At 46.5% G+C, this 20,883-nt stretch carries 15 protein-coding genes; 11 read left to right on the plus strand and 4 right to left on the minus strand.

Translation table 11 applies throughout. The annotated features are described in order from the left end of the window. Nucleotides 1–12 precede the first annotated feature (12 nt). Entirely contained in the window at nucleotides 13–477 is a 465-nt protein-coding gene (locus E3E51_RS01945) for a hypothetical protein (protein WP_167911428.1), read from the minus strand. Nucleotides 478–865: 388 nt separating this feature from the next. On the opposite strand from E3E51_RS01945, the gene E3E51_RS01950 reads away from it, so the two are divergent. Both E3E51_RS01950 and E3E51_RS01955 read left to right on the plus strand, forming a co-directional pair. Further along, nucleotides 866–1,384 (plus strand): hypothetical protein, encoded by a 519-nt coding sequence (locus E3E51_RS01950; protein ID WP_167911429.1) that lies wholly within the window; start codon nucleotides 866–868, stop codon nucleotides 1,382–1,384. A gap of 91 nt (nucleotides 1,385–1,475) precedes the next feature. Further along, complete coding sequence (locus E3E51_RS01955; protein ID WP_167911430.1) at nucleotides 1,476–1,835, plus strand: hypothetical protein; 360 nt, start codon at nucleotides 1,476–1,478, stop codon at nucleotides 1,833–1,835. Between the two features lie 89 nt (nucleotides 1,836–1,924). On the opposite strand, the gene E3E51_RS01960 is transcribed toward E3E51_RS01955, so the two are convergent. After that, nucleotides 1,925–2,341, minus strand: a complete 417-nt coding sequence (locus E3E51_RS01960) for a hypothetical protein (RefSeq protein ID WP_167911431.1) — start codon at nucleotides 2,339–2,341, stop codon at nucleotides 1,925–1,927. Between the two features lie 162 nt (nucleotides 2,342–2,503). On the opposite strand from E3E51_RS01960, the gene E3E51_RS01965 reads away from it, so the two are divergent. Next, nucleotides 2,504–3,052 carry an integrase gene (locus E3E51_RS01965; RefSeq protein WP_167911432.1) on the plus strand — a complete coding sequence of 183 codons (549 nt, stop codon included), beginning with the start codon at nucleotides 2,504–2,506 and terminating at the stop codon, nucleotides 3,050–3,052. Between the two features lie 76 nt (nucleotides 3,053–3,128). Here E3E51_RS01965 and E3E51_RS01970 read toward each other — a convergent pair whose 3' ends face one another. Together E3E51_RS01970 and E3E51_RS01975 are read right to left on the minus strand one after the other, a co-directional pair. Beyond that, entirely contained in the window at nucleotides 3,129–3,458 is a 330-nt protein-coding gene (locus E3E51_RS01970) for a hypothetical protein (protein WP_167911433.1), read from the minus strand. A 20-nt stretch (nucleotides 3,459–3,478) separates the two neighbouring features. Further along, on the minus strand, nucleotides 3,479–3,940 hold the full coding sequence (locus tag E3E51_RS01975) for a hypothetical protein (protein ID WP_167911434.1): 462 nt from the start codon (nucleotides 3,938–3,940) through the stop codon (nucleotides 3,479–3,481). Between the two features lie 531 nt (nucleotides 3,941–4,471). Between E3E51_RS01975 and E3E51_RS01980 the strand changes: the two genes are divergently transcribed. From E3E51_RS01980 to E3E51_RS02015, 8 genes are all read left to right on the plus strand, one after another. Continuing rightward, complete coding sequence (locus E3E51_RS01980; protein WP_167911435.1) at nucleotides 4,472–7,816, plus strand: bifunctional DNA primase/polymerase; 3,345 nt, start codon at nucleotides 4,472–4,474, stop codon at nucleotides 7,814–7,816. A gap of 405 nt (nucleotides 7,817–8,221) precedes the next feature. Continuing rightward, nucleotides 8,222–8,659 carry a hypothetical protein gene (locus tag E3E51_RS01985; RefSeq protein WP_167911436.1) on the plus strand — a complete coding sequence of 146 codons (438 nt, stop codon included), beginning with the start codon at nucleotides 8,222–8,224 and terminating at the stop codon, nucleotides 8,657–8,659. Nucleotides 8,660–8,876: 217 nt separating this feature from the next. Beyond that, complete coding sequence (locus E3E51_RS01990) at nucleotides 8,877–10,724, plus strand: class I SAM-dependent DNA methyltransferase (RefSeq protein WP_167911679.1); 1,848 nt, start codon at nucleotides 8,877–8,879, stop codon at nucleotides 10,722–10,724. Further along, nucleotides 10,717–12,018, plus strand: a complete 1,302-nt coding sequence (locus E3E51_RS01995; protein WP_167911437.1) for a restriction endonuclease subunit S — start codon at nucleotides 10,717–10,719, stop codon at nucleotides 12,016–12,018. Before E3E51_RS01990 ends, E3E51_RS01995 begins: the two co-directional genes overlap by 8 nt. A gap of 113 nt (nucleotides 12,019–12,131) precedes the next feature. After that, nucleotides 12,132–13,109 (plus strand): helix-turn-helix domain-containing protein, encoded by a 978-nt coding sequence (locus E3E51_RS02000; RefSeq protein WP_167911438.1) that lies wholly within the window; start codon nucleotides 12,132–12,134, stop codon nucleotides 13,107–13,109. Beyond that, nucleotides 13,084–13,842 (plus strand): hypothetical protein, encoded by a 759-nt coding sequence (locus E3E51_RS02005; RefSeq protein ID WP_167911439.1) that lies wholly within the window; start codon nucleotides 13,084–13,086, stop codon nucleotides 13,840–13,842. The genes E3E51_RS02000 and E3E51_RS02005 overlap by 26 nt, the downstream gene beginning before the upstream one ends. Further along, nucleotides 13,826–17,143, plus strand: a complete 3,318-nt coding sequence (locus tag E3E51_RS02010) for a type I restriction endonuclease subunit R (protein ID WP_167911440.1) — start codon at nucleotides 13,826–13,828, stop codon at nucleotides 17,141–17,143. The genes E3E51_RS02005 and E3E51_RS02010 overlap by 17 nt, the downstream gene beginning before the upstream one ends. A gap of 58 nt (nucleotides 17,144–17,201) precedes the next feature. Beyond that, nucleotides 17,202–20,438: a type I restriction endonuclease subunit R gene (locus E3E51_RS02015; protein ID WP_167911441.1), complete on the plus strand. Its 3,237-nt coding sequence runs from the start codon at nucleotides 17,202–17,204 to the stop codon at nucleotides 20,436–20,438. The last annotated feature ends 445 nt before the right edge of the window (nucleotides 20,439–20,883 follow it).

A 20,883-nucleotide genomic window follows, 5' to 3' on the forward strand; every position in this document is an offset into this window, starting at 1 on the left:
CCTTTCTTTTTTTCACCACTGCCTTTTTCTGTCCCCTACGAAGAACTTCATGAAGCCCGAGAAGTCCTCACCGCGGAAGGCCGCGTAGAGGCTCTGGGTTTCCTCCGGTGTTAGCCACTCGATCCTCTCCGGAATCCCCTCCTCGAAGAGGTAGAGTATCTCGTCGTCCTTTCTGGCCACGTCGAGGGTGTATATTTTCTTTCCGTGCTTTCTGGCTATCTCGATTTCCCTAACGACGAGGGAAGTGAACTTGCCGACTATGGCTATCGCCACGAAGATTTCGGCGTCAGGAATAAGGTGGTCGGTTGTTCTGAGGCCGTAGTCGGAGGGGATTACAAAGTTGTTGGAGCCGAGCTTTTCCTCAAGTATCTCAAGGATGGCCTTCTCTGTGTGGGTGTGGTAGAGTATCGTCGGCTCGCTCAGGTAGACGAGCGGGCCGTAAGTTTCCCTCTTCTTTTTCTTGAAGAACCCAAGCATGGAACCACCTCAGGTGGGGATAATGTCATCATCTTGGCATCAGGAGGGATGACACTCCTCATCGGTTTTCGGCTCAAAAAGCCCTGTTCGGGCTTTATTTTCGAAATGAAGCCCGCAGAGCGGACTTAATGTCATCGGTCAGACCCCCACGTCATCCCTGATTTTCAAAGTTGGTTCTGAAACACCCTTAATAAACTTTTGTTTCAAAAAACAAGGCGAAATAACCCGGGTTTGTTTACGTCATCGGTTAAATTTAAAGGTTGCGAAAAACTCACAACTCAAATATCGCAAAATCCGAGCCCTCACAGCCCTCTGTTTCAAATTTTGCATGCAGCATCAGAAAAATGCATGCAAAACTTATTAAGCACCAGACACCACCATGATATTGGTGATATTCATGAACGAAAAAGACGCAATTTCAATAAGACTCAGCTTAGATGCTCACCGGGCACTCCAAGAACTGAAAGAAACCCTAAGAGAATCGAGGAACTCTTATTCCCTCTCAGACGTCGCGATTACCGCGTCACTGATCACAGAAGCATTCTTCCGAAAGAACCCCCGTCTCGTTCGCAACATCGCAGGTGCCGCGAAATACCTAAGACTTCAGAAGCTTAGAGAGTTCGAGCCAGTTGACATATTCGAGGCACTCAAATCGGAATATGAGGAAGAGATACTCAAGTACATCGCCGACTCCGAGTGGGAAACTGCCAGGAACATTAAAGAAATCATTGAGGCGCTAATAAATGATGGATACGTTGATGCAGCCGCCGATGTGCTCTTCATGAACAAAAACAGATTCCCGGAGGATGAATTTAAAGAGCTCAGTGCCAAAATCCTTGAGGCCCAAATTACGCTAAAGAAGTCAAAAGAAGCCCGTGTCTCCTCGCCGGCGGATATGGACATATAATATCCTCTTTTGGATACCCTTTTTGGCGAGTTTCTCGCCGGGAGTTATGTTAATAAATTCGAAACTAACCTTCAAATGATGGGTGCACAAGATGGAATGGGTGGTGTACAGCTCTGGTAACACCATAACCCTAATGAAGATCGAGGCTGAAAGCGTGAGGATAACCAGCCGGAATGGATTCAAACTGGTGGAATTCGAACGACAAGCGGAACGCACTTGGACAATAACAGTGCCACCAGAATCAAACCCCGAGGACATTTTAGCAGAGCTTGTGATCCACAAGAACATGGGAAGAATGGGATTCTCAAAGAACCTCTTGGGCGAAGACAGGATAATCTTCATATTTGCTGAGGAGGAACTTTCAGAGGTTCTTAGACAGATTTTCAATATCAAGTGCAACTCAGACATCAAGACAGAATTAATACCATTGCTTTCAAAAGCAGTTGTTTGACTTCGCTTTTTTACTTATCCCTGACTGGGTTCTTTGTTCTTATGTTCCCTCAGGTTCCGAGCAAATAAAAAAAGAAATGAAAAATCTAATTACTCGCCAGTCAGTGGGATTTCAATTCCCGTTTCAATGTATTTTGAAAGTTTGACTCGGATTGTTTCTCTGTCTGCCTCTGGTATCGGGAAGAGGATTTGTACCTCTCGATGAGCTCTGGGATACAGTCGGAGAATCTTAGGCTTTGAGCAGCACTTTCCAGGTATGTTCTCAATTTTCCATACATCGATTTCAATTGTGTTGGTCTTTCGAATGGGTACCCCCCGTATAACGAGGACGTTTATGTTTTTCTCCAACAGGGCGGTGGTTATGGCTGCAACGGTCTTTGGAGTTAGGTATATTTTTTCGACGCCAACGAAGTAGTCCTGCATGTCTGTCTTGTCAACGGCTGCAGTAATGCCGTCCGACTTCATTTTCATTTTCAGTGTCCCAAAGTTTACAGGCTCGACTTTCATGGTTCCCACCTCGGCCCCGGGCGAGCAAGAGGTGAGTTAAAACTAACGGATCACTTGTGTGTTTAACTTACGGCTCTAAGTTCATCCAATTGACACACAAAAGTAAAACTTATAAGCAAAATTTGCATTTAAGTTAAACAAAGATACGGTTAGGTGGCCAGCATGGGTTGGGACATGGGGATTGATTACGAGAGTACTTACAAGCTCCTGCTTAGAGATCTCAAGGAGACAAGAGAGAAAAGCGGTGTAAAAGCACTCCAACGGAGAATGTACCTGGTGATACTCTTAACCCAACTCAGAAATGGCTCAAGAATCGGAGAAGCAATCGAATTTATCTCCAAAGTCTCCAGAGATTACTCACGAGATGCTCTTATCAAAGTTGAAAAGAGAAAGGATGGATATCAACGTTTGATGGTTCTGCCTTGCGAAATCAAAAAAGCAGACTTATTGATCATTCGGGCACTTCTGGATGATGAACTCCAAAAGTATGGCAAAAAAGGACTTGTTATCAAGATATCAACATGGGTAAAAAGGACGTATGGGTTTAACACTCACAGCCTTAGGTACGCTTTTGTGAGTTATCTTGCCCAGAAGAAGTATCCTCCCCAGCTCATCGCCAAAATCACAGGGCATAAAAGACTGGATTATATCTTACATTACACACAGGAGAAGGCAGCTCAAGAACTCCTTGTAAAGCTTGACTCAATTTGAGATCTTTACCATCCTCATCATTCTCGGAGACAAAAAGTGGCTTGTTTCTGGAGCATGTCAGTGTAAGGTATTTGCCTTACACTGATTCAATTCGGTATATCGTTCCCACGAGCACCTCCACGAGCTCCTCAGAACTCTTCTCCTTGAACTTAGGGACATCCTCTTTCGAGTGATCCTCGATAACATGCCGACGGGCGCTCTTGAAATCGTCAAAAGCGTCCAAGCAGGCTTTACAGTAAAACTTTGAGCTTGAGGGAACTTCAAACACGAGGGCATTAATCGCAACGTCTTCATCAAACCCCAGCTCCTTGAGCTTCTCGGTTATCAAAACCAACTCCTTTTTAACGGCTTCGAGCAGGGCTTCGTAATCCTCACTTGCCAGCCCGGTCTCGACGTGCAGGAACATGTTCTCACCTCTCAAGAGATTCACTCCTTCCAGAAGACGATAAGGTCCTTTTCGCCGTAAGTGTTGAGGTATATCCTGGCCGCGTGAAGGAGGGCGTCAATGAACCACTCTGAAGGCTCAACGTCGAAGTACGCCATGACCGGCTTCTCGTTGAAGACTCCCCGGAGGAAGACTTTGGCTGGAGCGAGCCTTATCACCATGAGGTCGGCGATGGCCCCGCTTTCCTTCTTCCTGTCGAGCATTTTAGTCGAGATTGAGATGAAACCTCTCACCCAGTACGCGGTTTGGCCCTCGTCATCGTAAACTTTGAGGATTTTGGCTTCTTTGAGACCGATGCTGACTTTTAGCTCAGGTGAGAAGTATCTGTCGGCGAGGGCGTCAAGGTTGAGTTCCTCGTGAGTGACCTCGTCAATCTTAAGGTTGGGGTAAGTCTCAAGGAGCCGAGCGATAATCTTGGAGGGAATTGAAGGACGCTCATTCATTAGCATCACCCCCAGAGAGTCCCAAAGAATACTGTATCGAGCTGAAGTTTAAAAGAACTGCGTCAGGCTTTTGCCTTACACTGATTGTTTTTTCGGTGCACCTTCTTTCCGTGGGGTTCGGGAAAATAGCATTCCCCAGTTTCCGTGATTCCCATGAAACGACCAGATTGCGACATTATGTTTTCTCAATGAATGGCATAATTCCAACAAGTATTCCATAACGTGTTATTAAGACCTGTGAGCTGTGGCTTGGAATTTATGGAGATTGTGGAAAGGAAGCAGGGAGTACATGACAACCTTCATGGGGAGAATTAAAGGGGGTGGGGAATACATCCCGTGTTTTCCATAAAATCCAAAAGCTCCCCAAACATCTTTATTCCCTGCAAAAGGCTGGAGAACCATCGATGTACACACTTGGTGTTTTCCATAATTCCCCAAGAACTTCCAGAACATCCACCATGATCCCCCCACAACCTGCTCAAAGGCGTTATGTTTAATTCCCTCTTCTCATCCACTTGCTGGGTGAAGGGAATGATGGAGGAGTTCATCACAGAGCTCAAAGAGTACACCGAGCATTATCTCAAGATGGGTTTAACCCCCATAAAGGTCAAATTCAGAGACAAGGCCCCTGCTGGGCCCTGGGAAAGTGCCACAATAACCCGCAAGAATTTCTCCGAACAGCTTGGAGACGGCCCTTGGAACATCGGCATTCTTTGCGGTAAGAAAAGCAGAGGATTAATCGTATTTGATTATGAAAGTCAAGAGGCCATTGCGGAACATTATGCTGTTCTCGAAGAATACGGGCTCACGGAGCTCTTTGAGACGTGGATCGTTGAAACCGGAAAAGGTGCCCATGTTTACTTTTTAATTGACTGGAAGGACCCAAACGCTTCAGTGATGATAAAGACAGTGAGCATTGGGAAATTATTCTCATCACTTGAAATACGGGGTGAGGGAGCCCTCGTCGTTGCTCCTCCCAGCATCCACCCAAGCGGGATTAGATATAAGTTTATTCTGGGGCCGTACCTCCCAATTAGAACCATAACTTCAAGGGAATACGCCATTCTGCTTTATACGTATGCAAAAACCGGAGACATAACATCCGTAAAGTTTGAGGAGCTCCATGACATCCTCTCTGAGCTGTATCCGTCATATCAAGAAGTTGAACTTCAGCCTCCACGAGAGCCCTCGGGAATCTCCCAGATATCTGAAAGGTTTTATGCGAAGCTTCCAGTTACGGAAGATGTTAACTCAACAACCATCGCTGAACTTGTTCGGCCATACCTCAAATACTTGCCTCGCCAGGATTTCACATTAACTCTCGCATCAGCACTTGCCCGACTGGGACTCCACCCACTCAAATCTGCCGAAGTCCTTGCCAACCTCCTTGACGATCCCGAATTTACCAGAAAGAGAAGCCCCAGCGACGGCCAGCCACCACAGGAGGCAAAGAAGAGGGTTCAGGCATGGGTATACGCGTACAACAACGTCTGGATGACCCTTCGCGGAAAATCTCTTGAAGAGGACTTCCCTGAAATTAAAAACGAGTTCATAACCCTTCTGAAAGAGCGCTCTGAATTATTTGCGGAGTCGATTCGGGATAACTGGTGGTATGCGCCGAATTCAGGCTCTAAAGAACGCTTAAGAGGAATTCCCACTCTCACTGGGATGATTGCAGATGCAATATCACGCAAGTACGAGCAAGAAGGGAAATCAATAAGTTCTGAGGCAGCTAAAGAGGAAGCGTCGAGAATTGTCCGTCGCATCATATCTACTGTAAAGCCTGGCCGGAGAAAAGTTGAGCAGTTTGCCCGCAATACAAGGGTATACATAATGGGAATTGCAAATGAGAGATACATCTCTCTCCGGAGTGAGCTCTTTGACTTCCTGATTGACAAATTGAACAAGTCTTCCGTTGGGTATCATTTCGGAAGACCGTCAGACGGCCAAAAGACAGAAGTTTATTTTAAGATTAAGACCCTTAGGGTGTTATTCCAAGACAAACGGGGGCTCATCTGGAAAGGAAAAAAGAAAATTTATTATTTCAGATATCTCAGCGACGAGTGGCAAATTTTTGATTCTGAGCTTATCCCTGAAACACCGCTCACGTCCAAACCCATCGAACTCATTAAATTAATATTTTACAGGGGCATGACCTTCATCAAGCTGTATGTTGGAGGCGCTGTACTCGAGGGTCCCGTCGAGAAAGTTGTCGAGGATTTAGCGAGGAATGGAGTAACAACAAGCCACGAAAAGGAACTCCTAAAGAAGTACTTTACCTGGCTGAGCCGAATACACAAAGGAAACGCTTATTTCGCTCCGGGAATTTATGAGGCGAACCACGGGAAGTTCGTTGCAGCCCTCCCAAACACAACCGATGTTCTTCTGCCAAACTCTCCGCTTGCGGCAGAAGTAACTGATAAGCTAAAAGAATGGAGCCTGAAAATTACAGAGGAAGAGTATGAAGAGTTCCTTGAAGGAATAATTAAGTATCGGGAATTCCTACCGCCTCACGTTTACTATGCCTCAATGGCCTATATGGGCATTGCCGGGTTCCTCTCCGCGATAATCGACCTCACGGGCATAAAGCCAGCCCTGCTTTTCCTCGGAAGAACTGCCGGAACCGGCAAAAGCCACATTGCCCAGTTCATCGCAGTAAACGCTTACGGCTCATACGTCTGGGAGTCCTCAGCATACCGTTCGGACTTCAGATTCGACGAGCTTTTCAGCGCCTCAACCTTCCCCGTGCTTCTCGATGACATCCATGAATATAATTCAAAGAAACTCGCTGACCTCAAGGCGATCCTAACCTCAAATGCGAAGAGCTTCAGGGGCCGTGGAATTGCAAGCGTTAAGCTTTACGAACTTACTGCTGTGCCAGTGTTTACAGCGAACGAGCTCGTCCCCGAATTCGAAAATGACACTGCACTAATGGACAGGCTGATAATACTTGAGCTCAACACTCCCCTTGATAACAGGAAGAAGCAGAGATACCGCCAGGAACTCGACGGGCCTGTCGGAATTACACGAGGCATTGTTTATGCTCCGTACTTCGTTAAAGAACTCGTTGATGTCGCCAACGACCTGGGTGGAAAGCACTTCATCAAGGGAAGGTTCAGAAAATGGTACGATTATGCAGTTCAGAACAACATCGTCGAGGGGCGCGACCCGGAGAAGTTTGCGACCCTAATGGTTGGTGCGGAGCTCCTCGCCGCCCTCCTTCACCGGCACGGCCTCACGTTCGATATTGAGGAAGCGGCGAGGTATATCTCAGAAGTCTTCAACGAAAGGGAAATTCGCGTTCCACAGGAACTTGAGGATCTCATTCAGGCAGTTTCCATCGAGAAGAAGGGCATAATCCTTGAGAGGGGCCTTTTAATATCGACCAAAACTCTTGCGGAGCTCAGAAAAGATTATCCAGGATGGAAAATCCCACGTAAGCCAAGAATCGTTGCAAAGTACCTTGAGGGTATGGGATACAAGCTGGAAGAAATCCTGCCTCAGAAAGGAGCGTATGTTCCCGAGCTCAAGAAGCAGGTTTACGGAGTAATAATCCCCTGGGAGATCATTAACGAGGTAATCAACGGGCATATTACAAAAGAGGGCGAGATTGGCTTTAAACTGGCAGATGAAGTGGTTAATGTACTCTCCATGGAGCCAAATCTGACCTTTGACGAGCTCATTGAACGAATCAATGCCCCAGAAGAAGAGCTTTCAAAGACGGTCAGATGGCTCATTGACAATGGAATCGTGCTCCCAGAAGAGGGCAGGTACAAGCTCAATGAGACGAAGGCCAAAGAGGCTGGGTTTAACATTGTGGAAACATTTGTCAGTAAGAGAGCTCCGGGAACAGCGAATCAAGCCGCCCCAGGATGATATCTTAAACCAACACCTTTTTCTTTCTTCTGCTAACGTCAAACGCCCACACAATCCGAACCCTTAAGCGTCCTAAGGCTTTGCAAAAATCTTGTATTTTTGTTTCGAGTTTTACTATAGTATGGAAACACCACATACACCCAACACCTCTCACCCAGTAACCACCACCGAGGCCTTAAGCCCTTTGCAAAAATCTTACATTTTTGTTGACGGGATTGCTATGTATGGAGGACACACATACAACACCAAATCAACACCACATAAAACTCCTTTCCCGCCCTGTGAACTTTTCGTTTTTCCTTCTCCGCAAAAATAACGTCAAGGGGGTGTGGATATGGAGTTTGGGGTGTTTAAAAACGAGTTAATCGCCGAGCCTGTGGAAGTGGCCATCATGGGGGTGAGAAAATGAAATCACAGACAAAGTTCCGTGACGTTATGCCAGTGATCGTGGCCCTCACTCCTCACGGGCTGTGGGCCTTCGACCTCAGGACCGAAGAAGACCATTACATCGTCAACCTTCCCGAAGACCTTGACCACTTCGCTCTCTCCCTCTCAGCGACATACCTTCCATATATGTCGCCTCGCACCATACGCAGATATCTCACCCACCTTTTGGATTATCTTGAGATCCACGACGCGTACATTGTGGACGGAGACCTCGTCAGGGTCGAGGACGGCCATCTTTGGGGCTCCAAGACTATGCCCGAGCTCGCGGAAGAGCTAAGGACAATATATGGGGAAGATATGGAGGAGCTCCTCTTTGGTCTTTATCGGCTCCTCGTGGATCTCAGAAAAAAGTTCATAACGGAGGGAATACACTATGAAGGAAAGATTGAGATTTAAGAATGCTCCAGCTTCAAAGTGCCTTGCTGGTGTTAAGTGTGAGCTTATCAGTGTCAAGCAATTACCTGACACAGACACTCAATCAGAGTGTCCGTACATACCTCCGGAGCATCTCGACGTAAATAAATAAGTCAAATAATCTTAACTTATTAATTAAGTCAAAATAAAAACAAAAACTTTTTAAGGGAAAACATTGGTAATTATATTGGTGGTCTCCATGGCAAGGTCAAAACCCAAACCTAAGAATGGTGCCGATGAGTGGTCGATTCTCGAAGAACTCCAACCATGGGTCGTGAAAAGGTATTTTCTGATTAAGGATGCATTCAGGGACAAAGAGTTCACACAGGAAGACGTTGAGAGGCTCTTTGAGGAAAAACGGAAAGAACTCCTTGAAAAAGGCGTCAAAGAGCCGGAGTTCACGACCAAAAACGTGGGTGAGGTTCTCTCAATCCTCAGAAAAGCCGGCCTGCTAACAGCCAGAAAGGATGTTTATGACTTCAGAAGGACTTATTACCGCCTGAAGTTCCCAGCCGAGAGCAAAGTCACCCGCGACAGGCTCATCTCACTTCTTAAAGCCGCCGCAGACCAGATAAGAGGGGGGCTTGATTATAAGGCATTGCTCGTGTTCCTGTTTTACAAAGCCATAAGCGACAGGTGGATGAAGAGGGCCCAGGACCTCATGAAAGAAGGCAAACCCAGGGTTCAGGCTTACATCATCACAAACAAGAGGTATTACAAGCTCTTCGACGAGGAAACTGGAAAGCTTTACACTTGGCATGAAGTCGTGAAGAGCAGGGAGAGCATCAAAGAGCTGGCAAATGCACTCATAAAGATATCAGAGATGAATTCGGAACTTGCCGACCTGAAAAAACTCGTTGAAGTTCTCGGGCTGATCGGTTTCATCAAGGAGGACAACCTTCACACACTTGAGGAAATTATGAAGATATTCAACCGCGTTGATTTCGCCGAGTTCAACAGCGACATCCTTGGAGACGCATACGAGTGGATTCTCTCATACTTCGCCCCCCAGAAGGCTAAGGAGGGCGAGGTTTACACGCCCAGAGAGGTTATAAGACTCCTTGTTGAGTTGCTCGACATCGAGGATGAGAGCGACGTCCTTGATCCGGCCAGCGGTTCCGGCGGAATGCTAATTGAAGCTTACCGCTACGTGAAGGAGAAACTCGAAAAGGAGGGCTTTGACGGCGAGCCCGCGATAATGCTCTACGGCCAAGAGCTCAACGAGACCACCGCGGCACTCTCAAAGCTCAACCTAATCCTCCACGGAATTCAGGAGTTCAAGATATTTGAAGGCGCCAACAGCCTCACCAATCCGCAGTGGGAGGAGGAACTGAAGAGGAACGGGATCGAGGATGGAAAAGTTGATTACGTCATCGCCAACCCGCCCTGGAACCAGGATGGTTACGATGAGGCCCGCTTAAGCGACAGGAGGATAAAGCACATTTACAAGTATGGGTACACCACGAAGCAGTCCGCTGATTGGGCCTGGGTTCAGCTGATGCTTTATTATGCAAGAAAAAAGGTTGGCGTCGTTCTTGATACAGGTGCACTTTTCAGAGGAGGATCAGAGAAAGCAATAAGGCAAGGAATAATTGAGGACGATCTAATCGAAGCAATTGTTCTGCTTCCTGAGAAGCTCTTTTACAATGCCGCCGCTCCGGGAATTATAATGGTTCTCAACCCCAACAAGCCCGGGGAGAGGAAGGGGAAGATCCTCTTCATCAACGCCTCTCGTGAATACCGCAAGCACCCTGAGGTCAGGAAGCTCAACCAGCTCGCTCCGGAGCACATAAGGAAAATCGTCGAGGCCTACAGGGAGTTCAAGGAGATTGAGGGCTTTTCGAGGGTTGTGAGCCTGGAGGAGATAAGGAAGAACGACTACAACCTGAACGTCAGCCTCTACGTGTTCCCAGAGGAGGAGAGGGAGAAAATCGACTTAGCTAAGGAGTTCGAGGAGTTCAGGAAAATCGAGGAGAAGGAGAGGGAGCTGGTGGAGAAAGCCAAAGCCAACATCGAGGGCATAATCAAGGTGATGGGCGATGAGTGAGGCCCTCCCCGCGTTCCAGTTTTACCGGGAGACGAGACTCAAGGAGGTCGAGCTGAACGGCAGGGAGGTCGAGATTCCGGCGGAGTGGGAAGTGGTGGAGCTTGGGGAGGTTGCCGAAATACGAAGGGGTGCTTCCCCTCGCCCCAAAGGAGACCCAAAATACTTTGGTGGTGATATACCTTGGATAAAAATTTCAGATATCTCAAAGTACAAAAAGGGTCTATATCTGCTAAAAACAGGGGATACGGTCACTGAAGAAGGTAAAAACAAGAGTGTATACTGTCCAGACGGCACATTAATTGTTTCGAACAGTGGTACAATTGGAGAGCCAGCGATTATACAAACTGGAAAAGGCGGATGTATCCATGACGGTTTCATTCTAGTAAATCCCGCTGACAGCGTGGATAAGATTTTCTTATATTACTTCTTCGAGGCAAAGAAGGAGGAATTTCACTCAAAAGCTCAGAGAGGAACTCAGGGAAACATGAATACAAAATTATGGAAGAAAACAAAACTCCCCCTTCCGCCCCTCGAAGAGCAGAAAAAAATCGCCGAGGTGCTCCGCTCCATTGATGAGGCAATTCAAGCAGTCGAGGAGAGCATTGCGAAGCTTGAGAGGCTTAAGAAGGGCACGATGGAGCAGTTGCTCACGAAGGGCATAAACCACACCAAGTTCAAGACCGTCGAGCTGAACGGCAGGAAGGTCGAGATTCCGGCGGAGTGGGAGGTCGTGGAGCTTGGAGAGGTTGCAGAAAGAAGAAGTGAGACAGTTAATCCAAATGCAGTTGGAAACCTTCCATTTGTTGGACTAGAGCATATTGAACCCGGAAACATAAGGCTTACTCAGTGGGGCGACTCTGCTGAGGTGAAAAGCTCTAAGTCCAAATTTTACCCTGGAGATGTTCTTTATGGAAAGCTGAGGCCATACCTCGATAAGGCTGTAATTGCGGAGTTCGAAGGAATATGTTCAACAGACATTATTGTAATTAAAGCCAAGTCCAGCAAACTTATCCCCGAGTATCTGATATGGCTCGTTCACACAAAGGCATTCCTTGAACACGCTAAAAAGACAATGAAAGGGGTAAATCATCCAAGAACTTCATGGAATGCTCTCAAAAAATTCCAGTTGCCACTCCCGCCCCTCAAAGAACAAAAACAAATCGCCGAAATCCTCCGCACGATTGACGAGGCCATCGAGGCCAAGAGGGCAAAGAGGGAGAAGCTCGAACGCATGAAGAAGGCAGTCATGGAGAAGCTCCTTACGGGAGAGATAAGGGTTCGGTCAGACGGCTAGTCCCAACTGGTGACCCCCGTCTTCATCCCACTCCAATTTTTCAATTTATGTTATCAGTTTTTCGTGTCTCAAAAACCCAAACGTTTTTATAAAATCGTTCGGAAATTTGAGACATGACACTCACGAAGGCCGAGCTTAAGGTTCTCCTTGCAATTGAAGAACCAGTCACACTGAGCGAGTTAGCCTATAAGCTCGACCTCTCAAAGAGCACGCTCTCCGCTCTCATACGTTCCCTTGAGAGGAAGGGCCTCGTCGAGTTTGAAGGAAAGAAGCCGATGGTCATTAAGCCCTCAAAGAATAAAGCGGTTGAGCTTCTCAATTCAATTCTCCCAGTTACTCACAGGCAGCTTATGTTAAACCCTCCTCTGAGGGGCAGGGATATACTCAGTGCTCTGACTGGAAATCGCCTCAAAGTTCTTGCGGCTCTTGAGGTCGAGAAACCTCAGCCTCTCTGGCTCATTCAGCTGAAGGCCAACGTGAGCAGGGCAACGCTTCACAGGGTTCTCAACGGGCTCATGGAGAGGCTCATCGTGGGGAAGAAAGAGGAAGGTTATTTCATAAGCGAGCGTTTTGCTCTTTTCAAGGCCTTCGCCGACGAGTACTTTTACCTGCAGAACTCGATTAAAGCGAGGGAGTTCGACCACAACGCCTCGATCGTTTGGAGTGGTGTTGAAGAGCTCATACTCGCGACCGGAACATTCAAAGGGAAAAGCCTCGGCGATTTTCAGCTCACAGGGCTGGCTCGCTTCTCCGACTTTGGGCTTCCTCTGATTTCCTCTGGGGTTTATCATTATTACTGGCCGGCCAGAGAGCTTACCCTCGAAGAGGTCGTTGTGCATACATTAACGCTCGGAAAGGATGCGAGGGAACTGCTTTACACTATCGCCCTCCTTAAGGGAAGGGGTTTCGATGAGGGGAAACTTAAAAGGCTCGCGGCCAAATTTGGCGTTTTTGGCACAGTTGAGGAACTGCTCGAATACCTTAAGGGCATGAATAAGCCGTATCCCTTCCCGTCGAGGGAAGAGATTGAGGAACTCTGCCGTCAGTATTTCGGAGGTTGTAATGATGATAACGAGGGAAAGGCTGATTGAAGAGTTTGTCCTGCTCGATGAGAAGGCCCGGCTTATGGACTCGAAGGAGATCCACCTTTACCTCATCGGCGGCGGAAACCTCGCCCTGAGAGGCATCAAGCCGGCAACGGCTGACGTTGACGTTGTCGTTGAGAACGTTGGGGCCTTGAACCGTCTGGAGAGGGTTCTCACGGACCCATCGCCGGAGTTGCGGACGAGCAGGGGGTTGGTTATTTACATTAAGGTCGTCGAGCACGAGTACAGGAGAAAGCTCGGGGCTTATTCTGTTTACCGGAAGTTGGACCCTGAGCTTGAGGATTTCAACCTCGACGTTTTCGTGAGGAGGGTTTTGAAGGGAATAACCCTCACTGAGGGCATCATGAAGAGGGCATTCATCCCCGAAGAGTTCAAGGGGCTGGAGAAGCTTAAGGTTCACCTCGTTTCTCCCGAAGATATCTTCCTGTTCAAGGGTGTCACCTCTCTGAGCCGTTCGAAGGATGTTGACGACATCATGAGACTCCTCGAGCTGGGGATTGACTTCGACGTGGTTTTGGAGGAAGTTGAAGCTCAGAAAGAAGTCATTGAACCGGAGCGGTTTGAACACCTTGCGGGCCTTCTGCTTGAAAAGATGATAAGCATTCAAAAACTCATTGAAGAGAGGGGCTTGAGAAGTTCGGGTCTGGATAAGTTTATTAATTCCCTTGAGAAGTTGTTATTTGAGTTAGAGGTGAGAGGGTATGGCTCTGATACCTGAGTCTGCGGTTCACAATGAGATTAAGGAGAATCTTCTTCGAGTTGGGTGGGATGACGGTAACAAGAAGTTTGGAATTGAGGAGCATAAGATGGTCTCTGAGTACAGCGGGCTTGAAGGCTCGCTCGGCGGCTTCCTCCTCTGGAACGTTCTGGAGGGGAAGATACGCGAGCTTAACAGGGCATTCTTTGCCAACCTGACTGAGGAGGAAGAGGAAAAGGTCTGGGAGGAGATAAGGAGCAAGCTCGAATCCTCGGGCGAGGTCGAGATGTTGGAGTACATAAAATACGGTGTCCCGCTCACATCCCTCGGAAGACACGACAAGGTTATCCTCATTGATTACGACAATCCAGCCAACAACATCTTTTTCTTCCTTCATGAGGCTAAGTATCCTGGCTTTCCCGAGAACATCAAGCCGGACTTCAGTCTTTTCATCAACGGCATTCCCATTGTTATCATCGAGGCCAAAGCTAAAGGTATCATCGAGCTTGAGGACCTTGACTGGAGAAGGTGGTCAAAGGTTCACGGCACAGAGGAAGAGGCTCTAACTCAGATACGGAAGTATGAAAGGTATTCAAAACCCCTCTTCCGCTTTGTCCAGTTTGGAGTGGCTTATGGTGACAAGCAACTTTACACTCCCACAATGCCCAGGGAAAGCGTTGAAAGCGCCCCCGCCTTTGAGTGGAGGTATCCCAACGAGGAGAAGCCTGACATTTTCGACCTTCTCACTCCGGAGAGACTCCTCGATGTGCTGAGGTATTACACCTTCTTCTTCAAGAAAAATGAAAAGGGCGCGAAAAGGGTAAAGATTATCGCAAGGTGGAACCAGTACAGGGCGACCAAGAGAATCATTGAGCGGATTGAGGAGTACCTCTCCTTGGAGAGTGAGAAAAGGAACGGCCTTGTCTGGCAGTGGCAAGGGAGTGGGAAGACGTTCATAATGTTCTTCGTTGCCAACTGGTTCCTCAACAAGTACAAGGGCCGGAATCCGGTCGTTTTCTTTGTCGTTGACAGAACCGATCTCAAAAAGCAGCACTCCGACGTTTTTGAGGCCGTTGAAGACAGGGAGTTCAGGGAGCACTTCGATAAAATAAGGAACATATCCGAGCTGAGGAAACGCATCGAGGAAATGATGAAGAGCGAGGAAACTGGAAGGGTTATTCCGACTGGTCTGTACATAACGACAATTCAGAAGTTCCAGTATGGAAAGTTCAAGGATCTTGTGAGGGTGAAGAAAGTCCAGAAGGAAGAGACGTTCGAGGCCGAGAAGGCCGTTCGCAAGAGTGAGGTTCTCTTCCTGATTGACGAGGCACATCGCACGCAGTACGGAAGACTAGCTGCGGTTATGAGGGCGCTCTTTCCGAGGGCAATGTTCTTCGGCTTTACTGGAACGCCAATCTTCAAGAGGAGCAGGAACACCTTCCAAGAGTTCGCTTATCCCAAAGACGGAGAATACTTCCTCGATGTTTACTTCATAAGTGACTCCATTCGGGACGGCTTCACCCTTGACATAACCCACGAAGTCGTCGAGGAGAAGGGCGTTTCAATTGCCCTCGACGAGAACAAACTCAAGGCATTTATCGAGGCTTACCAGCTCAACGACCCTGAAGAAGTCGAAGCATTCCTCATGGGAAGGAGAAAGAGCCTAAAGATGAGTTCGAAAGAGCTTGCAGAGGAGCTCAGGAAGTCAAGGGTTTTTCTTGAGAGTCCAAAGGAAATTGAGCGCTTTTCCGAGTATATTGCCAAGAGGATTTATGATGACACTATGGGCTTCCAGTTTAAGGCAATGGTCGTGGCAGTGAACAGAGAAGCCTGTGTGCACTTCAAGAGAGCTTTAGACAAGGCCTTTAAGGAGCACTTTTGCTCCAAGGTTGAAGAGCTTGAAAGAGATGGCAAGGTTGAGGTCGCCAAACACTTCAAAGAACTCTGTGAGAACGCGGAAAGGCTTTCCGAGGTGGTAATGACTTACCAGCATAACGAGAAGAGCGAGGTAATTGAGGAATTCAAGAAGTGGCTCAAAACCAGAAGGGAGTTCCAGAAGAGGGATTATGATGACATCAACAGTCTCATTGTTGAGTGGTTCCAGGAGAGAGATTACCCAAAGGTTTTGATCGTCACGGACATGCTCCTCACGGGGTTTGATGAGCCCAAGCTGAGGGTTATGTATCTTTACAAGCCGATATTTGAGCACAGGCTCCTTCAGGCAGTCACGAGAGTGAACCGGCCGTATCCGAACAAAGAAACAGGACTCGTTGTTGATGGTGTTGGCTTGTTACCTGCGGTAATCAGGGTGAAAAGTATCTACGAGATGCTGGCGAAGCAAGATCCGAAAGTGCTTGAGGACTTCCAGAGAAACTTTGCAAAGAGTATTGAGGAAAAAGTGAAGGAGTTTGAGGACAAACTTTCCAGTGTTAAGGAAGAGCTCTCAGCCCTTGGAATCGAGGCTGACATTATTAAGGCCTTCAGAAAGCAAGGAAGGTGGAAGGAACTCGAAGTTGAGATGGACAGAATCAGGAACATACTTGCACCGATCGCACTCGACTTCAAGGGCAACGAGCCGAGGGCTGTGAGGCTCTTCAACGATCTGCGTGAGGTCGTTTCGATGTACCGCTCCCTTGGGGCTCACCCGGCGAGGCTGGCTTATTTGGACGACATGATTGCGGTTGGTGCTGTTTACTCTGCCTTTGTCCGCCTCATTGGTTTCACAGGGAAAAAGAGCAAGTTCTGGGATGACCTGCTTCGCTTTGTCCACGAACACATGGAAGTTGGACCGATGAGGGAGCTTGTTAAGGTGAGGCTTGGAGAGCTCTCGGGCAGTGAGGCGTCCTTCGAGATTGTTGCACGCTTTTACAAGCTGTATTATACAGCTGAGGACAATGCCCACGATCCCGTTTACAAGGCGATCCTTGAGAGGCTTAACCGTCTCCTTGAAGAGTGGCTCAACAGAAACCTTGACCTTAAGGCCCTCAAAAGGCAAGTGACACTCCTCGAAGAGCAAGCTGAAGAGTACGAAAAGAAGAAGGCAGGCAGAACCTGGCAGGAATCACTCGTGGAGTCCGTTAAGTTTTACGCAACGAATTACCTGGGTCTTGAGAATGTTGAACTTAGGAAGTTCCAGAGGGAGCTCAAGCGTCTCAGAAAGCTGAATCCGAGAACGGTTAGGAGACTCTCAAGTGCCCTCTTTGAGGACATTATGGAAGCTGTTACGGGAGATGATCTCGAGAAATACAGGGAGCTCTCAAAGGAGATTGACAGGCTCGTGGAGGAATCCGTTGTTCCAGAGGTGCGCAGACATATAGTTTAAAATTGAATCCACAAAAACATTTAATGCAACATTATCTTTAATGCAGAGGGGGTGGAATATGGCGGTCAAACCTGAGTCCGAAGTCCACAGTGAGATTAAGAGGAACCTTTTGAGAATTGGATGGAAAGATGGCAATGATAAGTTTAAAATTAAAGAATACACACTGGTTGGCGAGTACAGTGGGCTTGAAGATTCGCTTGGAAGCTTTCTTCTCTGGGAGATTCTTAAAAATAAAATCCACGAACTGAACAAGACATTTTTTGCTAATCTGACTGACGAAGAAAAAGAAAAAGTCTGGGAGGAGATACAGCGTACGCTCGAATATTCTAATGAGGTTAAGATGCTGGAGTACATCAAGTATGGAGTTCCCATAACAGCCCTTGGAAGGCACGACAGGGTTATCCTTATCGATTATGAAAGCCCGGCCAACAACATCTTTTTCTTCCTCCATGAAGCGGAATATCCGAGTTTTGGAAGTACTATAAGGCCGGACTTTAGCCTTTTCATTAATGGCATTCCAGTTGTTATCATCGAGGCAAAAGGCCAAAATCGCCCTGGGATTGAGAATCTCGACTGGAAAAGATGGTCGAGGATTAAGGGTACTGAAGAAGACGCCCTAAAACAGATTAGAAGATATGAGACGGAGTCTCCAAATCTCTTCCGTTTTGTTCAGTTTGGGATTGCTTACGGTGATAAGCAACTTTACACCCCGACTATACCAAGAGAAAAGCTCAAGTCTACTGAGGATATTCCAGTGATGGTATGGAGGTACCCGAACGGAGAAAAATCTAATATATTCGACCTTATTACTCCAATGAGACTTCTCGACATGCTGAGGTATTACACCTTCTTCTTTAAGAAGAACGAGAAGGGTGCCAAGAGAATTAAGGTCATCGCCAGATGGAACCAGTACCGGGCGACGAGGAGAATCATTGAGAGAATTGAGGAGTACCTTTCAGGGAAGAGCGATAAGAAGAATGGCCTCGTCTGGCAGTGGCAGGGAAGCGGAAAGACGTTCATAATGTTCTTCGTTGCCAACTGGTTCCTCAACAGATACAGGGATCGGAATCCGGTTGTGTTCTTTGTCGTTGACAGGAATATGTTGGAAACACAATATAAAACTGTCTTTGAGAATGTGGAAGATCCTGAATTCAGGAGACATTTCAACGTGATAAATGACATACCTGAGCTGAAGCAACGCGTTAAAGAGATATTGAGGCACCAAAAAGAGAAGAGAGTAATTCCAACCGGAGTGTACGTAACGAAAATACAAAAATTCCAGCCCAGAAAATTCAAGGGACTGGTGGAGACCGTTAAGAGTAAATATGAGTTCAAAGCAAGAGAAACTGTAAGTAAAAGAGAAGTCCTCTTCCTTATTGATGAGGCTCACAGAACCCAGTATGGACAGCTCGCAGCAGCGATGAGAGCAATCTTCCCTGAGGCAATATTCTTTGGCTTTACTGGAACTCCAATCTTCTTCAATAGGAATAGAAATACTTTCGAGACATTTGCATATCCCAAAGAGGGTGAGTACTTCCTTGATGTTTACTTCATAAGAGATTCAATACGGGATGGATTTACTCTCGAGATTATATACGACAACGACATGATTAAAACAAATAAGTCGTCAATTAATTTAGGTCACCCTTTGGATATCGAGCGATTCGCTGAGCACATCGCCAGGAGGATTTATGACGATACCATGGGTTTCCAGTTTAAGGCGATGGTTGTCGCTGTGAACAGGGAAGCTTGTGTGCACTTCAAGAGGGCCCTGGACAGGGCGTTTAAGAAATACTTCTGCTCCAAGGCTGAAAAGCTTGAAAGAAATGGTAGGATTGATGTTGCTGAATACTTCAAGGAACTCTGTGAGAACGCTGAAAGGCTTTCTGAGGTGGTGATGACTTACCAGCACAACGAGACGAGCGAGGTAATCGAAGAATTCAAGAAGTGGCTTAAGACGAGAAGAGAGTTCCAGGGCAAATCTCTTAAACGCGAAGTTAATAAGATAATTGTTGAAAGCTTCCTGAATGAGGAGTATCCGAAGGTGTTAATTGTTACACAAATGCTTCTTACGGGCTTTGATGCTCCAATTCTCAGAACGATGTATCTCCTTAGAAATGATCTCCGCAGACACAATCTTCTCCAAGCTGTCACGAGAGTTAACCGACCATATCCTGGAAAAGAAACAGGGTTAATCGTGGACTTTGTTAAGTCCATTGACGAATTAAAAAATATCATTGGCATTTACGAGAGTATTGCGACTCAAGAGTCTCAAGTAATTGAGGACTTCGTGAATAACTTTGCTAAAAGCATTGAAGAGAGAGTAAGTGAATTCGAGCATGAACTAAAAGAATTTAAGAAAGAATTGCTCGGAAATGGAATCGATATTGACACTATTAAAAAATTAAAGAGAAACAAAAGAGAAGAAGACCTTAAAAAAGAGCTAGAAAAAGTCTATGGGGCTCTCTCTTTACTGGCGTTACAGTATACTGCAAAGGAAGTCGGAGCTATTGATTTTTTTGACAAGTTACGCGAAATCCTCTCAATGTACGACTCCCTTGGAGCACATCCAAAACGAATAGAATACTTAGATGACATTTATTGGATTCGTTGGCTTTATCACAGGTTTACAGAACTGGCAGGTAATACAGATAAGGGGAAGAACAATCCTTCAAAGAAATTATTACTGCCCTTATCAAATGCATCCAAAATGGACTTAACAACTAAAGAGCTTGGAAGCATTTCAGATGAACTCTCTTCAAGAGTTAAATATTTCAATACTTTGTATTTAAGAGTCAAAGAGAACTCCAACATACCATTTTATAAGGATAAATATGAAAACCTTAATACGTTACTTAACAAATGGAAGGAGGGCAAAATAAACGTGGAAGAATTGATGGAACGTGCAAAAGACATAGACAGCAAAATCAGGAGGTATGAGATACAAAGAAGGACAAAAACTTTGCAAGAATTTATTATCGATTCAATTAGGGATTACCTTTATGAACATCTTGACTTAGACATTAAGAATATTGAATTTAAAAAATTCCAGAAAAAACTTGAAAATATCAAGAGATTGACTCCAAAAACGAATAAGGAGCTCTCAAGTGCGCTCTTTGAGGATATCATTGAGAGCCTAAACTTGGACAATCCCAAAAGATACAGCGAGCTCTCTAAGGTGGTTGATAAGATCATACGTGACCTTGTTCTTCCAGAGATCCGGACAAGATTCAACAAAAAAGTTAAAAACATACATCCTCCACGCCCTGGAGAAGAAAGATTACAAGCTGATTGAAAGTCTCTTTTGAGTTGTCTCATTTTTTGTCTGCTTTTTGCGATCGGTTCGGTGTAATGCAAACGCCTTACACCAGCACCTCCAAGAGTACATTTCTGTACACTCATGTGGGAAAGGGGCTTTCTGAGGTCTCGTTCACCCTATTGTCGCGCCACAGACCGCCCGGCGTGGTTGCCCGAAAGTTATGGGAAAGCGCATTATCACGCCCTTCATGAGACTTTTTGTTTTTACATTGTTTTTCGGCCAATCTGAGCTGTTTCGTGCCTTCTTTTCGGAGCGTGATTTAGTGAATGTACAAATTTGTGCGTTTCATTTTTTGGAACTCGCGCTCAGATGCAAGAATTTTTGAAAACAATGCGATGAAAAGAAGCCTTCTCCGGCCTTCTTTTGCCCCTCATGAGTTACCAAAATTGGCAACTCGATGGGTTTTGAGTTACCCAAATTG

The sequence above is a fragment of the Thermococcus sp. 21S7 genome (genome assembly GCF_012027615.1).
Taxonomy (GTDB): Archaea; Methanobacteriota_B; Thermococci; order Thermococcales; family Thermococcaceae; genus Thermococcus.

Bases quoted from the DNA above. Each gene is read 5' to 3' on its own strand.
- E3E51_RS01945 (WP_167911428.1), bottom strand. From the start codon at position 477: ATGCTTGGGTTCTTCAAGAAAAAGAAGAGGGAAACTTACGGCCCGCTC.
- E3E51_RS01970 (WP_167911433.1), bottom strand. From the start codon at position 3,458: ATGTTCCTGCACGTCGAGACCGGGCTGGCAAGTGAGGATTACGAAGCC.
- E3E51_RS01995 (WP_167911437.1), top strand. From the start codon at position 10,717: ATGAGTGAGGCCCTCCCCGCGTTCCAGTTTTACCGGGAGACGAGACTC.
- E3E51_RS02005 (WP_167911439.1), top strand. From the start codon at position 13,084: ATGATAACGAGGGAAAGGCTGATTGAAGAGTTTGTCCTGCTCGATGAG.
- E3E51_RS02000 (WP_167911438.1), top strand. From the start codon at position 12,132: ATGACACTCACGAAGGCCGAGCTTAAGGTTCTCCTTGCAATTGAAGAA.
- E3E51_RS02015 (WP_167911441.1), top strand. From the start codon at position 17,202: ATGGCGGTCAAACCTGAGTCCGAAGTCCACAGTGAGATTAAGAGGAAC.
- E3E51_RS01990 (WP_167911679.1), top strand. From the start codon at position 8,877: ATGGCAAGGTCAAAACCCAAACCTAAGAATGGTGCCGATGAGTGGTCG.
- E3E51_RS01985 (WP_167911436.1), top strand. From the start codon at position 8,222: ATGAAATCACAGACAAAGTTCCGTGACGTTATGCCAGTGATCGTGGCC.
- E3E51_RS01960 (WP_167911431.1), bottom strand. From the start codon at position 2,341: ATGAAAGTCGAGCCTGTAAACTTTGGGACACTGAAAATGAAAATGAAG.
- E3E51_RS01980 (WP_167911435.1), top strand. From the start codon at position 4,472: ATGATGGAGGAGTTCATCACAGAGCTCAAAGAGTACACCGAGCATTAT.
- E3E51_RS02010 (WP_167911440.1), top strand. From the start codon at position 13,826: ATGGCTCTGATACCTGAGTCTGCGGTTCACAATGAGATTAAGGAGAAT.
- E3E51_RS01955 (WP_167911430.1), top strand. From the start codon at position 1,476: ATGGAATGGGTGGTGTACAGCTCTGGTAACACCATAACCCTAATGAAG.
- E3E51_RS01965 (WP_167911432.1), top strand. From the start codon at position 2,504: ATGGGTTGGGACATGGGGATTGATTACGAGAGTACTTACAAGCTCCTG.
- E3E51_RS01975 (WP_167911434.1), bottom strand. From the start codon at position 3,940: ATGAATGAGCGTCCTTCAATTCCCTCCAAGATTATCGCTCGGCTCCTT.